The 16,173-nt window shown below is 34.1% G+C and carries 12 protein-coding genes and 1 pseudogene; 8 read left to right on the forward strand and 5 right to left on the reverse strand.

The window, feature by feature from the left end; translation table 11 throughout:
- The gene (locus GC105_RS00995) at window positions 1–1,116 is read right to left on the reverse strand and encodes a helix-turn-helix domain-containing protein (RefSeq protein WP_152800776.1); all 1,116 of its coding nucleotides are present in this window, start codon (window positions 1,114–1,116) and stop codon (window positions 1–3) included.
- Between the two features lie 491 nt (window positions 1,117–1,607).
- Here GC105_RS00995 and GC105_RS01000 point away from each other — a divergent pair, with 491 nt between their 5' ends.
- From GC105_RS01000 to GC105_RS01030, 8 genes are all read left to right on the forward strand, one after another.
- On the forward strand, window positions 1,608–2,858 hold the full coding sequence (locus GC105_RS01000) for an MFS transporter (protein ID WP_152800778.1): 1,251 nt from the start codon (window positions 1,608–1,610) through the stop codon (window positions 2,856–2,858).
- A gap of 463 nt (window positions 2,859–3,321) precedes the next feature.
- Complete coding sequence (locus GC105_RS01005) at window positions 3,322–4,338, forward strand: zinc-dependent alcohol dehydrogenase (RefSeq protein WP_152800780.1); 1,017 nt, start codon at window positions 3,322–3,324, stop codon at window positions 4,336–4,338.
- Between the two features lie 294 nt (window positions 4,339–4,632).
- Complete coding sequence (locus tag GC105_RS01010; RefSeq protein ID WP_152800782.1) at window positions 4,633–5,634, forward strand: uroporphyrinogen decarboxylase family protein; 1,002 nt, start codon at window positions 4,633–4,635, stop codon at window positions 5,632–5,634.
- A gap of 231 nt (window positions 5,635–5,865) precedes the next feature.
- Window positions 5,866–6,033, forward strand: coding sequence for a hypothetical protein (locus GC105_RS16720; protein ID WP_193708223.1), 168 nt, complete (start codon window positions 5,866–5,868; stop codon window positions 6,031–6,033).
- A 13-nt stretch (window positions 6,034–6,046) separates the two neighbouring features.
- A complete protein-coding gene (locus GC105_RS01015) occupies window positions 6,047–7,612 on the forward strand; it encodes a sugar ABC transporter ATP-binding protein (protein WP_246169635.1) in 1,566 nt (521 codons plus the stop codon).
- Window positions 7,593–8,630 carry an ABC transporter permease gene (locus tag GC105_RS01020; protein ID WP_193708224.1) on the forward strand — a complete coding sequence of 346 codons (1,038 nt, stop codon included), beginning with the start codon at window positions 7,593–7,595 and terminating at the stop codon, window positions 8,628–8,630. The genes GC105_RS01015 and GC105_RS01020 overlap by 20 nt, the downstream gene beginning before the upstream one ends.
- 73 nt (window positions 8,631–8,703) lie before the next feature.
- Window positions 8,704–10,026, forward strand: a complete 1,323-nt coding sequence (locus GC105_RS01025) for a sugar ABC transporter substrate-binding protein (protein WP_152800788.1) — start codon at window positions 8,704–8,706, stop codon at window positions 10,024–10,026.
- Window positions 10,027–10,378: 352 nt separating this feature from the next.
- The gene (locus GC105_RS01030; protein ID WP_152800790.1) at window positions 10,379–11,203 is read left to right on the forward strand and encodes a methyl-accepting chemotaxis protein; all 825 of its coding nucleotides are present in this window, start codon (window positions 10,379–10,381) and stop codon (window positions 11,201–11,203) included.
- Window positions 11,204–11,407: 204 nt separating this feature from the next.
- Here the strand turns inward: GC105_RS01030 and GC105_RS01035 are convergent, their stop codons facing one another.
- From GC105_RS01035 to GC105_RS17150, 4 genes and pseudogenes are all read right to left on the reverse strand, one after another.
- A complete protein-coding gene (locus GC105_RS01035; protein WP_152800792.1) occupies window positions 11,408–12,766 on the reverse strand; it encodes an MFS transporter in 1,359 nt (452 codons plus the stop codon).
- Window positions 12,767–13,478: 712 nt separating this feature from the next.
- The gene (locus GC105_RS01040; RefSeq protein ID WP_152800795.1) at window positions 13,479–14,573 is read right to left on the reverse strand and encodes a uroporphyrinogen decarboxylase/cobalamine-independent methonine synthase family protein; all 1,095 of its coding nucleotides are present in this window, start codon (window positions 14,571–14,573) and stop codon (window positions 13,479–13,481) included.
- Between the two features lie 488 nt (window positions 14,574–15,061).
- Complete coding sequence (locus tag GC105_RS01045; RefSeq protein WP_152800797.1) at window positions 15,062–16,039, reverse strand: uroporphyrinogen decarboxylase family protein; 978 nt, start codon at window positions 16,037–16,039, stop codon at window positions 15,062–15,064.
- A gap of 31 nt (window positions 16,040–16,070) precedes the next feature.
- Window positions 16,071–16,173: pseudogene (locus tag GC105_RS17150) on the reverse strand (cobalamin-binding protein); the annotation flags it as partial.

The raw sequence follows: 16,173 nt of genomic DNA on the forward strand, positions 1-16,173 counted from the left end.
TTAGTTACCTCCAAGTTTTAGTTTCATTGTTTCAATGATTATTTTATATTTGGGATCTTCCATCAACGCCGAAAAAACAGGGTTGGATATAATCGCATCTATCATGCTGTCTTTTATGACTTTTTCATCACGAGGAGCTTTAGCTCCTAGGTCAAAATCATCAAACCACTCTTCGATGCAATCGAAAAATTCATCTCCATGAAGTTTTAAAGGGAAAAAATTTGTCGTACAAATATCAGCATATTTACTCAGCATTTTTAGTGATTTTTCTTTATTGTCTTGCATTGCGTAGCCTTGAGCTGCTGCAAAGTACAACTGTGCTGATGCGTTAGGATGTAATGTGTCTATTTCAAACACTTGGGACACAGAAAGAATACGATGTAAGATCTCTTCGAATTTTTCTGTGTCGCTTACATGTAATAACAAATAGTTGGGACAAACACCTAAAATAATGAGTAAATGTTGATAGATACTTATCTGTAAAACTGATTTTGCCTTTTGTAAATTTCCTGTCATCTGGTATGCGGCCGAAAGAATTGCTTCATCACCTAATAATGGCTTCATTGTTCCATCAAGTAATTCTAAAACTTCAATTGGCTGCTGTAAAACCATTTGGCACGTTGCTTCAAGAGAATTAGCTTGTTTTGAAAGCCATACATCATCGCTTTCCACCTTAATACGAACACATAAAGCTATAATTTCATGAATTAGTTTTTCTTGGGATTCTTGATCTTTGGCAAGCATATAATGATTTAGGAGCAGAATAACCATTTGTAATAATAGGGGAAAACAAGAATAGTATTTTTTGATAATCCCACGGCACTCAGCTAGAGTTTCGTCAAAAGGCCTGCTACTAAAATTTGAAGATAATCGATGATACAATTTCTTGATATCTTCCTTAGTCATCTGGGGTGAGTAGCCAATCAATTCGTCTATGCTGATGTTAAAATAAGCTGCTAATTGAGGAAGAAAAGTTATGTCGGGATAGCTTTGGCAAGTTTCCCATTTTGAAACGGAAGCCTTTGAAACCCCAATATATACCGCAAGATCCTCCTGGGTAATGCCCTTTTCTTTTCTCTTTGTAATAATTATTTTTCCAATATTTAATTCTTTCATAAAACCACCTCACTTATAATTATACAAGTTACTCATGATAAAACAATGGATTGAAAGGCAATATTGGTTGAAAAAATCAACCTGTAGGAAACTTTAGCGTGTAAAATAAGAAATTTTCTTATTAAAGTACTATAAAAATATTCTTGAAGTAAGTTTAAAATAGGAGAAAGTACATGTAGGGCTCAAGAAGAGTTTAATTATGAATATAATCAAAACATATTCAAATATTTTAAGGTAATATATTGTGATTTATGAAATTATATATAATAATAAGCTATAGACAAAATCTATATGAGAAGCCCCTAGAAGCTATAAGAAGATAATGAAGAAGAAGATAAGAAATTTAGATAGCTTAAACAGTACGAAGAGTTTGGAAAAATTATGATATAGAATACTAATTAGTATATAGTAAGTATTCTTCTAAAATAATTAAAATAAATTCGTACTAATTAAGTGAATTGTTCACAAGAATTTATGAAAGAAGGAATACAATGACTAGTAATGAAACAAATAAAAAAGTAACCATTTGGACAAAAGGATTCACACTAGTACTAATTGCAAATATTTGTACTAGTTTAGCACAATTCGGTGTCAATACGTATGTTTCTACATATATGGGGTACCTTGGAACAGGGCCAGTTCTAACCGGGGTGATTGCTGGTTTGTATTTTGGTGTAGCATTCTTGATGAGGCCTATTTCTGGTCCAGCCATTACAGTACTAAATAAAAAGATGCTAATGATTATTGTATACTCAAGTGGTATTGTAATCAATCTGGGATACGCCTTTTTTCCAACTACTGAAATTTTTGTAATAATGAGAGTACTACATGGTGTACAGCTTGCTTTTTACGGTTCATTAGCACTTACGGTTGCTGCAGATTCATTGCCAGAGAGTAAAATGGCTTCAGGGCTTGGGGTGTATGGTCTCAGCTATATTGCTGCACAGGCTTTTGGTCCGACTGTTGCTGTTTTTTCAAGAAGCATAGGTGAAAGATTTATGGGAGAAAGAGGAGGTTTTATGGGAATCTTTCTCATGGCTGCTCTCCTTGCAGCCATATCGGTTATCCCTTGCATCATGCTTCCAAATAATAAAGTTTCAAAAGCTGATATTGCTTCCTTAGGGGCGTGGTATAAAAATATTGTCGCAAAAGAGGCAATCGTTCCGTCTACTGTAGCGATGCTAATGGCAATCGGTATGGTGTTGTTCGGTACATACTTGATTCCTTATGGTGAGTGGAAAAACATCAATAATATCAGCCTTTATTTTACAGTAAGTGCATTTATCACCCTAATTGTTAGACCTATTGCAGGAAAATTGACTGATAAATACGGGTCTGCTAAAATCTTTTATCCTTCCGTAACGCTTTATATGTGCGCGTTTATTGCAGTCTCTTACGCTACTGATTTAAAGTTAATCATAGTTGGTGCAGTTTGTGCTGCTATAGGAATGAGTGCAGCCGGACCGGCAGTTCAGGTTATGGTTATGCAGTCAGTACCACCAATTAGACGAGGAGTAGCTAGCAATACTAACTTTTTAGGTATGGATCTTGGTAGCTTTTTTGGTCCTACCATTGCAGGTGTTATTCTTGCTCGTTATGATTATACAGTAATGTTTAGACTTGCCGCTATACCGATAGTGATAGCAATGATTGTATTCGCATTAGGATGGAAGGCACATCTCAGGCAGCGTGAATATTTGCAACTGAAAGCTGTGGAACAAGAGGAAGAGCTTGTGGAATGAATTGTGGGATAAATAATCTCTATTTCTATTGAGAGTTAAATGGGTTTGGTCAAGTTTATTAGTACTACAAAAGATATATTATAATAAATATATCTTTAATATTTTCGTAATAATCATTTCATATATATCTTTAAAAGCAAGATAAAAGGATTGAATCTTATAGTATGTAGGACTCAATCCTTTTAAAATTGCTTAATTTTAGTTAGTAGGGAAGCTACCCAGTAATTCCATAAAAGATTAAGATCTAATCAAACCTAAGACATAAATAACAAAAGCGATTCAAATGGACTAATTAGGTCTTTACAGGTCCATTTTAATCATTGTTAAGATTGTTGTAAAAAAATATAATTATATTAAATTACGATATAAATTATAAAATGATAGAAGGGAGGTACAAGTGAAGTATATTAATGACGGAAGTAAAATAATAGTTATGTAATCTTTAATTTAAAGGAGAAATAATATGAAAACAATGAAACAAGTATGGTTTACGGATGATGATACGGTAGAGGTTCGACAAGTGAAAATTCCAGATGTAGGTGTTAAACAAATAAAAGTAAAAATTGCATATGCTGCTCTTTGCGCAACAGACGTTCATATGGTAACTATGGGAGTCTTAGGAGCAAAACCACCAATGCATCTTGGGCATGAAGCATCTGGTGTTATAGAAGAATTAGGTCAAGATGCAGAGAAATATGGATTTAAAGTGGGAGACAAGGTTTCTCTTTTTCCTGTAACAAGTTGTGGAAATTGTCCGCCTTGTAAGAGAGGACAGACACAGTATTGTGAGAATTCCCAAGATACAGGTGCTTTTGCAGAATATGTTGTCACTGACGTTAGTGCAGTGTATAAAATTCCAGATGATGCTGACTTGAAATGGTATAGTTTGGTAGAGCCAGCAAACTGTACAATTAGAGCTCTAGATTTAGCACAAATAAAGCATGGCTCTACAGTTGCAATCTCGGGGGTAGGTGGGATTGGGTCTATATTATTGAATATGATATTACTCGCAGGTAGTGCAAAAGTAACCGCTATTGACCCAGTAGCATCTAAACGCCAATTGGCACTTGATATGGGAGCAGAATATGTAATTGACCCATTCAGTGAAAACATAGAGGAACGCTCTATAGAAATTACAGAAGGCATTGGTTTTGACTACGTTTTTGAGGCATCTGGTTCACCTAGTGCTTCTGAACCTGCACTTAAAATTATGGGTAAAGGGGGTACCATGGTTTACTTTGCAGTATTTCCACCAAACTATGAAATGCCACTAAACTTATATGACCTATATATGAAAGAAGGCAAAATTCAAACAGTTTTTACTACAACTACCATTATGCCTCGTACAATTAACCTCATGCCGAGATTACAACTGGATAAGGTAATCGGTAAGATAATGCCATTGAGCGATGCTGTTGAAGGATTTAAACTGTTTGAAAAATCTATATATCCCAAAATACTTTTTGATTGCTCTAAATAATATATAACTTAAAGATAATATTTAGATTTAGTAGTATGAGGCTATAAATATACTAAAAAAAAAATAAATAATTTGAAATAACATTAATGAACTACGAGGTAAGATTTAATGTATAAGTAATATTGAAATTTTAAGTATATGTACAAAAGTATAGACAATGATAAAATTATAATGTATAATTTTATCAACGGAAACAGGTTAGGGCTTACACAATAATAGTACAGTAGTAGGCTAAGAAAGAAATGGATAAATTGCTTTTAATAAGTAAAAAGGTCAAAATTTTTAGGAGGAAATATGTTAACTAAAAGACAAAATCTTATGGAAACGATTAAAGGAGGAAGTCCTGATCGATTAGTAAATCAGTATGAAGCATTTGTATGTACTGATGCAATTTACGGTATGATTATGGGAGATCCTATTACTGGACAAGGGAAGAGTCCAATGCCTGGCGGAGAACCACAAAAGAACGCTTGGGGAATTACTTTTGCTTGGCCAGCTGGAGCACCGGGAGCTTTCCCAATGCATGATGAAGAACACAAGGTACTTAAAGACATTACTAAATGGAGAGAGGTTGTAAAAGCACCTAAGACTGATCTTCCTCCTGAAGCATGGGAACCATTCCTACCACCGATCCAAGCAATTGACCGAAACGAAGTTTTTGCTACGGCGTTTGTAGCTCCTGGAATATTTGAACAGTGCCATCATTTAATGGGTATGGATGATTGCCTTCTAAACTTCTATGAAGAACCTGAAGAAATGCATGCATTAATTGAATACATCACAGAATATGAATTGAAGTATGCTGCTGAATTGGTGAAATATTATAAGCCTGATTGCATTTTTCATCATGACGATTGGGGTAGCTCAATAAATTCGTTTATGGCACCTGATATGTTTGAAGAATTTATTGTTCCTGCTTACAAAAAGATTTATGGATTCTATAAAGCAAACGGGGTAGAACTTATAGTCCATCATAGCGATTCCTTTGGTGCGAATTTAGTACCTCTTATGATAGAGATGGGAATCGATATTTGGCAAGGATGTGTTACATCAAATAATGTTCCTGAACTAATAAAAAAATATGGTGGTAAGATTTCTTTTATGGGAGATATTGACAACTCTTTGATTGATAGAGAGGATTGGTCACAAGAGAGTGTTGGAGCCGAAGTGCGAAATGCTGTGGAACGATGTGGAAACAAATACTATATTCCATGTATTACACAAGGAGGACCAGGCAGTGTATACCCTGGTGTATACGAAGCAATTACTGAAGAAATCAATAAATTAAACAAATAAGCTTTTAATTTTTTAGGTGACACTATAAAATAAATATATTGTTAAACATAATCCAATAGTTGGAGCCATGGCTCCGGCTATTGGATTATGTATTTTAACAGTTTTTTAATCATTGCTGTACTTCCTCTAAAGCAACAGAAATTACTGAAACAAGCTGTGGCAATATTGGATAGAATAAAGTAATGTTTTACGTTATTTATATGTCATTATAGACGACGGAAGAGGACTATTTTGATGTATATTTGTCCATTTGAATCATTGCTTAGTTTAAGCATTAAAAATTATAATAATAATAGTGATTATAATTTTGATGCTATAGTGTTAAAGGGTAGAGGTTACCATATTTGCAATAGTTTCTATGATTTTGTAATGTATCATGATACTGACAAAGAATTATGAGGGAGGTATTGCTTTGCTTGAAAAAGAATCTGAAATAATATCTGAAGGTGAATATTCAGTTGCATCAATCAGTGAATATCAAGTCGAAATGTGCAATATATCTAAAAGTTTCGCAGGTGTAAAAGCGTTAGTTGATGTAACTTTAAAAGTTAAAGCCGGAGAAATACACGCCTTAATTGGTGAAAACGGTGCTGGAAAATCAACTTTAATGAAGATTTTAGCAGGTGCACAACCACAAGACAAAGGTACTATTAAGATAGGTGGAAGAGAAGTAAAAATCAAGAATCCTAAAGATGGTTTGGAAAATGGTATTTCAGTAATATATCAGGAAATTTCGCTTATACCAGATGTTTCTGTTATGGAGAATATTTTTCTAGATGAATTTAATGAGAAAAAAAATATTATAAATTGGAAAGATTTGAAAGTACGCGCTAAAAAATATTTAGATGATTTAGGATTTGGAGAAATTGATGTAAGCGAAAAAGTAAAGAATTTAAGTGTAGCATATCAACAGATTGTAGAGATATGCAAGGCTTTAAACAGAAAGTCTACTGTACTAGTTTTAGATGAACCAACAGCTGTTTTAACTATGAAAGAAGTTGAAAAGCTTTTTGAATTGTTAAATCAATTAAGAGATGAAGGAGTGTCAATAATTTATATATCACATCGTTTGGATGAAGTATTTTCGCTTACAGATAGAATAACTGTTTTAAAAGACGGTAATCTAGTAAATACCGTAGAAAGTCAATCTATAAATGAAGATGAACTAGTTAGAATGATGATTGGGCGCAATTTAGATACATTTTTTCCTGAGAGAAAAACCAGCATGGGAAAAGTAGTTCTAAGTGTTAAAAATCTAAAAGCAGGAAACTTGGTTAAAGATATTTCTTTTGAAGTAAGATCCGGCGAAGTTCTTGGATTAAGTGGGCTGGTTGGGGCAGGTAGGACAGAAGCAGTAATGGCTATGCTAGGTATAGATAATTTAGACGGAGGAATTGTTGAATTGGATGGTAAGAAAATCAAGTTTAAATCAGCAAAAGATGCATTTAAACATAAGATAGGATTGCTTCCCGAAGACAGAAAAAGCCACGGTGTTCTACTTAATATGCCCATAAAACATAATATTACACTAACATGCTTAAACAACTTCAGTACAGCCAGTTGTATAAATCTAAAAAAAGAAAGAAGCTTTGTAAATCAATTTTCTAATGAAGTTGGAATCAAAGCAGCATCATTGGATAACAATGTTAGCAGCCTCTCAGGAGGCAACCAGCAAAAGGTTGCATTGGCGAAGCTCTTAGCAGCACACTCGAGAATTTTAATTTTAGATGAACCTACAAGAGGTGTGGATGTAGGTTCAAAAACAGAAATTTTCAAACTTATAAACGATATGGTAGAAAAAAAATGCGCTGTAATAATGATCTCTTCAGAAATGACAGAGATTATTGGTATGTGTGATAGAGTTATTGTAATTAGAGAAGGTGTAAGCGTAGGAGAATTGCAAAAGGAAGAGCTATCAGAGATTAATCTAATTAAATATGCAATGGGGGTTACTAAAGATGAATCAAAGCAAAATTGATAATAATACAAGTGAAGGCTTTTTGGGCCTTGACTTTAAGAGTATAGGTACTAAAATATTGACTACATATTATCCCTTGTTAATTTTGATATTATTACTAATTGTAGCATCAATCATTTCTCCTATATTTTTAACATCCGGTAACCTTGCAAATTTACTAAGGCAACAGGTTACATATATGATTATAGCAATTGGTGTTTTAATGGTTATGTTAACAGGCGGTATAGATTTATCAGTAAGTTCGATGGCAGGAATTAGCAGTATAATGGTTGCTTATTCTCTTCAAACATGGGGATTAGGGACTAGTTCAGCTGGTCTTCTACTTGCTATAATTATTGGTATTGGGTCTGCATTTGGTATTGGTTTATTAAATGGATTTTTAGTGTCTATTGTTAAAGTTCCTGCAATTATAACGACTCTCGCAACTATGATGGCTTTTCAAGGTGTAGGATTTATGATAACGAAGGGATCTACAATTCTACTAGCTACTAAAGATACTGGAAACAGTATTCTAATAAAATTTGGAGAGCATGGAGATCCTTTACTAGGAATTCCTTACCCTATTTATGTAGCAGTATTCGTAGTAGTACTATTTTTGTTAATAATGAAATACACAACGTTTGGTAGGCTACTTATATCTACAGGGAGTAATGAAGCAGCCGTAAGACTTTCGGGAATAAATACTAAAAAATATATTTTTTGGTCATATGGTATTAGTGGAATTCTAAGTGGTGTTGCTGGAGTTATTATAACTGCAAGAACAGCAACAGCAACAGCACTCACCGCATCAGTAGACTATAATATGACAACGATTGCAGCTGTTATAATAGGTGGAACAAGTTTACTAGGAGGTGAAGGATCTGTAGGATTTACTGTAGTAGGTGTTTTCATCATTGCAGTGATCGGTAATATTATGAATCTAATTAATTTGCCTACTTATCCCCAGATGGTAGTAAAAGCGGCAATTATTATAATTGCAGTCTTGTTGAAAGGGTTAACCTCTAAGAAATCACATTAATGATAGTTTAAATTGGTTATATAATCTGGGACTTTACCCAGAAAATATAAAAAAGTTAAAAGGGGGAAAGAACATGAAGAGAAGTAAATTTAAGGTTTTGGCTTTGCTCACGGTTATTGCTATGGTTGGTTCGTTTTTTATGGGATGTGGAAATAGTGAAGAAGGTAAAGACACAGAAAAAGAAGCGAGTGGAGAGGTAATAGGAGCATATCAACAATTAATGGAAAAAGAGGACAGACTTCCATTATCAGGATTGCAGCCTCTAAAATTGGAAGATAGGACTGATGTTGATAAAGCATTGCCTGTTGAAAAAAAAGAGAAAGTTGTAATTGGCTGGGCAGGAGCTTTCTTAGGTAGTTCTTTTTTCGAGGAAATGATAAACTCAGCAAATTTGGCAGCAGATAAGTATGGTTACACACTTAATTTTCAAAATGCTAATTTTGATCTGCAAAGTCAGCTTACACAAGTAGAAACTTTTGTATCTCAAGGTGTTGACATAATTGTATTAAATGCAGTTGAAATAGATTCTTCAGTTGCAGCTATAAGGAGAGCGGTTTCAGAAGGAATACCTGTAATTGTTACTGGACCGAGACAAGCTTCAGACGATTATCCTGTTGTCACTACTGTGCTTTCAGGCAGTTTCAATTCAGGATTTGCAGTAGGGGAACAAGCGGCTAAAGAACTTTTTGAAAAAGACGGAGAGCCTCTTAAAGTAGGATTGGCCTTAAGCATGATGGATAGTGCAGATGCTCAAAGTAGACCTACAGGTTTCATTGCAGGATATTTGTATGAAAGTGCAAATAAAGGGGGGACTCCATATAAAGATAAGTGGGAAGCGACTCTAGCGGCTTATGATATATGGATTACAATTCGAGATCAAGGTAAATTCTTAGATACAGGAATGGGCCTAGAATTTGTTGGGTACGGTACTGGGGAAGCAACAGATGCAGCAGCAGGACAAATTGCATCCTCTGATTTGCTTACTGCTAATCCTGACATGGATATTCTATTTGTTGAGACTGACTCTATGCTTCCAGGTGTTTTTACAGAAGTTAGACAGCATAATCTTGTGCCAGGAGATGACGTTCTGCTAATATGTGCTGCTGACGGAACTAGAGAGGCATTAAAGTATATTAAAGAAGGAGTATTGTACTCGACAGCAACAAATATTCCATCATATAATGGTGAAAAAATTGTTGATTTAATCAACAGAATGTTTGCAGAAGGTTTTGATGCCAACAATTTACCTGCTAACTCATTTACACCTACAATGTCAATTCATGCGGGAAATGTTGACGAATACTATGATGAAAATTCACCATTTGCGAAGGCAGGTCCATGGGATATTCAGACGACTGAGGAATACAATGAATTTAATGCTCAGTATTTAGATTAATGCTGACTAAGGATTATGAGTGACAATTAAATAATAAGTACGAAGATAATGTTCTAGGATTTACTTCTTAGAGCATTATCTTTATTTTATCATAGGAAAGTTAGACTAGCTTGCTGAGGTTTAAAATTTGGTATAATACTTGAATAACATGTGGAAGACGCTTTTATTGTATAGGCTATACTTAATGGGTGGTTGATATCATATAGTATATTACAATTGAGATTAAATTGACTTGTGTTGAAAATACTAATATAATTACTTTAAAATGTTTAGAATTATACCGATATATTATATATCAACAATAAAGAAGACATATACAATAGTATCGTTAATAGTCTATGGAGGGTAAAAAATGAATAATGATTTACAAATGAAAGCTTTTGAGAAATTAGTAGGTGTTATGAGTGAATTACTACAAGAGGAATTAGATATTGCAGTATATTTAACAGATACTGAAAAATGTATAACCTACTATCCAAGTGAGTCAATCGATGCAGGGGTAAGAAAAGGTGATATAATTCGAGAAGAGGAACCTATCTATGATGTTATACATAATAAGAGTATTATAAATAATATCGTACCAAAAGAAGTCTTTGGATTTGCTTTTCAAGGAATAGGAAAACCAATATTAGATGATGAAGGAAATGTAATAGGAGCTTTAGCCTTAGCAAGAAGTATAGAAAAAGATATACAAATTGCGGAAGCCTCAGAAGATTTATTTTCCGTGTTAGAAGAAATTAGCGCCAGTATACAGGAAATTTCATCTAAGGCACTTAATCTTACTAATTATCTGTCAAATATTGTGCAACTTTCTGAAGAAACGAACAATACAATTGGTAAAGCTGGATCTATAATAGAGGGTATTACAGCAATATCATCACAGTCAAATCTTCTTGCATTAAATGCGGCCATTGAAGGGGCGCGAGCTGGAGAAGAAGGTAAAGGTTTTTCAGTAGTAGCTGCTGAAATGAGGAAACTGTCAAATTTAAGTAATGAGTCAGCACAGGAAGTATCTAAAATGCTTAATGGAATGAAAAAGTCTATTGAAAATATATCCAAAGAGATATCAACAATTTCGGAGGATTCCAAAACTCAAGTGGAAACCACATCACAGATTTCTATTGCAATTGAAGAAGTAACAAAATCATCTGAAAAGCTTGTGAATCTAACAAAATAGTAAATAGCATGAGTTAAAAGGTAGTAGTATATCACGATTGTAGATACTACTAATAAACTATTTTCTTAAAGGCTTTTTAAACTTAAAGGAAGCAGCTCTTTGAGTAGCTTCCTTTAAACTTATATATTTTTTACGATAAAGGTGCTGGTTACAATACCAACACCATGTATTATATAATTATTAAATTGTGATATCTAATATTGATTATGCTTTTCTTTCTTCTAAGTCACTCATTATTTGAGGCATATCTTTTTGTAGTTTAGAAAGGTTGAATAAACATATAACTGCAAGTAAGGAAGCTATTGCAGATAACCAAGTAAAAGTGAATGTTATAGCACTTATTGCTGATGCAGTTTGTGTGGCTGCACCGCCAACATATCCACCTACTCCCAACATTATGGACACTAATGCACCACCAAGGCCTAATCCTATTTTTTGACCCATACTTGTTCCACTAAATATCAAACCTTCTGTACGAACACCTGTTTTCCATTCGCCATATTCTACTACATCACTTGTAAAAGCAAGACGTGTACCTAGCATTGCAGCTGGTCCTGCACCTCTGAAACCAGATGCTACCATTAAAAGGGGTACGGATATTGGATTGATTAAAGGAAGTAGTCCCCCTATAATTTGAAGAACCATACCTAATGTTGCTGTCATGCCTTTTCCAATTTTTTGTGAGAGTGGAGCTAAGATTAAGACTGCAATAAACATTGCAAAGAAAAGTAGTGACATAAACGGGCCCATTAAGTCTGGATCATTTACCACCCATATCATATAATAGATATTGACTGCCATAAGCGCTGGGAAAAGCCAAGAAGAAACTTGAAGTAAAGTAACCCAAACCCAGTATTTATTTGAAAAAAGTACTTTGAAACCTTCTCCGAGTGTGAGTTTTTTGTCAGATTTACTGGTAGTCGGTACTACTCTTTCTCTTGTACCTCTAAATGTAATAAGCATAGTAAATCCTGCTATAATTGATAGTAATCCGAAAAATTTAAAGTATCCTGGACCACCATCGCCAAATGCGGCAATACCTTTTACTGCATATAAATTACCGATAACTGCTATAGCACTGGCAAAAGCTTGTCCAACCATGTTTAATCTCAAACGTTCTTTAGAACTAGAAGTCATTAAAGAGGTAAGTGTTTGTAAGGGAATTGCACAAGCAGTAGAAAAGAATAATGCTACAGCATTATATATAATAAATGCATATATTATTTTTCCGGTCATACTAATATTAGGTACATAGAAAAGTGCTACCATTGATAAGATGGAAGGCACAGCCATCCACAAAAGCCAAGGTCTTGCTTTACCATGTTTACTTTTTGTCTTATCTATTAAAAAACCTATAATAATATCAGTTACACCATCAAAAATACGAGAAACTAAAAAAATCATAGCTACAGCGCCAAGGGGGATTAACGCAATATCTGTCCAAAAATATGAAATATAATTTGCTGAAATTGCTCCAAGTTGTAAACCTAAGTAACCGATACTAAAAGCCAACAACTCTTTGGTGCTAACTTTACCTGATGACATTAATTTCGAATTTTCCATTTATTTCTCCCTTCAAAATTAGTTAAATCGATAAAATATCTAACTATAATAATAAACCTGTTTATAATTGAGTAATAATCACCACCTCTTTTTAATACTTTTATTTCTTCTGTCTTTACTCTACTACGCGATTATGCTAGTACATTTTATAGTAGTAAAATAGCAAATTCTTTACAGTAACTAGTTTATATAAAAAATTAATAAGTCATTTGATAATCGCACATAATATTATAAAAACAAGTTAATGTATAATATATATTATATATTCTCATACTTTATTACACTATGTCAAACATTATTTGTAATAAAAGCGTAAATTATTAATTGAGCACCTAACGAGCATTAGTTTCAATTAGTAATGGTTTGCAAAACTGTTTGACGGATAAAGCATGGTTACTCATTAATAGAAACAAACTATGACAATTAATGCTATGAATAGGGCTTCAGGAGCTTCAACACTAGCGTATCAATATATGTGTCAGTGAAAGGTATAGGTCAGTATTTTTCTCCTGCTATAACTGGTGCGTTAGGTTTGACACTTGGAGTAGGTGCTTGGAATTAGAAGCTGCTGACACGAGGGGAAATTTATGGAGAGAAAACGAGCTAAGGGGATGAATAACATACGACTTAAAGCCAAGAGAAAAAGGTGAAGCATATTTCCCTTGGCTTTGTAGAGGATTACATGTTTGAAATAACATCAATCTCATTGTTTTTATTCTTGGAAAGACACTTCTTGACTCAAAATAGTTCTTGATTGCTTATATAGTTCCTCTCTGTAAGGAAGTGTTAATACACTAGCTCCATATAAACTCAAGAATGAAGATTTACCTGGTATACAGACTTGCTCTGCAAATTCTTTAGCATAAGCTCTTTGTTCTTCTTCACTAGTTGTTGCTGGGTCGTATTGTTTAGGAATGACTCCAAGGCAAATTTTGTCGCCATAATCTTCAAAAAGCTTCATTGTATCATTCATATCTTGAGGAGTCCAAGAATCCCATCCTGCGTCGATAAAACATTGTATCCTTGATTCTATGTGACCACAACTATGTAAGTCTGCATAAAGTCCTTTCGAATGAATATGGTCGGTTAGTTTCTTCATATAAGGTACTATCATTTCTTGACCTGTAGCTTGTGAGAAGAAAGGAGACCGTTGTGAACCCCAGTCGTCATGGACCGTTATTCCATCAATATTATTATAATATTCTACGAATTTATCAACAATTCTACAAGCTAGGTCAGTTGTTGCTTCAAAAAGTTCTTTTACTGCATCCTTTTGATCATCGTCAATGAGAGCTTCAGCAGCTCCTTCAAAGCCCATAAAGGATATTAGACGTTCAAACCACCATCCATTGATTTGCCATGCGTTGTTAAATTTATCATTATTTAGAAATGTGTCATTATTTGCTTTTGCACTGCCTGCCCAATCCCAACTATCAATATCAGGGAATTTTATAACTTCTTTCCAATCATTAGCATCTATAAGAAGGTGGTTGCCTGGTCTCACCATAGACCCAGTTGTGGAAGGCACATATTCCCAAGGAATACCAAACATATCAATACCATCTTGAGGAGGCATCATGTTTGCTTCAATAACAAAAGCTCGTGCTATGTTATCGGGGATAACACTTGGGCAGAAAAGGAAAGTTTCTATTCCTGCACACTCCCATACTGGCTCTTTTTCCAATGTGCGTTTAAAGTTTTCTCGCAAGCTAATGGGGAAGTCATAGATAGGATTTGTGTTACCAAAAAAATTAGGTTCTTCACGTACTACTTTTAGTTCTTTTGGATCAAAAGGTGTTTTTTTCATTTCTTTCTCACTCCTAAACAATATTTTTTTATACTTTGCTACTGGAGAGCTATTGTAATTGACGTCATCTATCACTTAATTAGTAAAAAAAGTTCTCCATGATACAATAATGACTTTTTAGCATATAATTGTATCGTAGTTATATTTTATAATATTGTTAACAATATTACAATTACAAATTAGTGTATAATTAATATTTATATTAATTTATTTTATAATGGGTAGTTGGACTAGCTTGAGGAGGTTCAAGTTTTGATATCATACTTGAATAACGAGTCACAGACGCTATTCTTATTCAAAATTGTTTAATAGTGATATATAGGTAGTAGATTTAGCAGATAATTAAAGTAGAAAAAAAACATAAAGGGAATTAAATAATTGCTTTTTTATGAGGTTTATAATCGAGTTTTTAATAGGGTAGGTAACTCTCTGTCATTTAAAAAACCTTTTAGATTAATTAATCATTAATCTAAAAGGCATTGTCATGTTTAGAACATTTCTTTACTCATTCTATCAATACATGCAGTTGTTTCTGCATATACTCCAGGGAATGAATCCATAGGTAAACCTGAAGTCAAACACGGAATAAAATATTTTTTCCCATTGGTTTTGCATGCTTCTTCAACATGCTTCGCACAATTTTCAGGAGTCCAGGCAGGAAAATCAATCAAACCACTATGAAGTCCTCCCATAAAGGTGATTTTTCCACCATATTCTTTTATAAGTTCAGGAATATTGTTTGTGTTCATTACACCTTGCCAGATATCAACTCCCATTTCAATCATAAAAGGAACCAAGTTAGCGGCATAAGAATCACTGTGGTGAACAACTAATTCAACACCATTGGCTTTATAGAAATCGTATATCTTCTTATAAGCTGGTAAAAAGAACTCCTCAAACATGTCAGGTGATACGAAAGAGCTTATTTGGCTACCCCAATCATCATGATGGAAAATTGCATCGGGATGGATTTTTTCAATCACAATTTTTGCAAATTCTAGTTCGCGTTGAGTAAGAGCTTCAATTAACTCATGCATAGATTCAGGTTCTTCATATAAAGCCATTAATGCATTTTCTACTCCCATGAGGTGATGAGTCATTTCAAAGATACCAGGGGCATAGAATGGTGCGACATATTCTTCGTTACGATCAACAGAATTGGCATGTTCAATAGCTGCAGCCCATGCTTCATCTGAAGTTGGAATAGGGGGTGTTGTCACATATTTTTTCCAATTTGTGATATCCTTCAAAACAGTGTGTTCCTCGTCATGTACTGGAAACTGGCCTAGCTGGCCTTCTGGCCATTGCCATGTGATACCCCATTGATCTTTCCATGTTTCTCCATATCTAAATTCAACGCCTAAAGGTATTTCCATGATAATATTTAAAAACTCATATTGATTGACGAACCGGTCTGGATTTCCACCTTTCATTACTTCAGCTAAATTCTGTCTCTTAGTTAACATATATCAATGCCTCCTTATATTTAGGTATGTTCTATGCTGTTACTAATTCTTTAGATTTTACAGCAGCACTACCTGCATCAGGAGCATAACCATCTGCGCCAATTTCAGCTGCATATTCAGGAGTTACAGGTGCA

The sequence above is a fragment of the Alkalibaculum sporogenes genome, from assembly GCF_009362815.1.
GTDB classification, from domain to species: domain Bacteria; phylum Bacillota; class Clostridia; order Eubacteriales; family Alkalibacteraceae; genus Alkalibaculum_A; species Alkalibaculum_A sporogenes.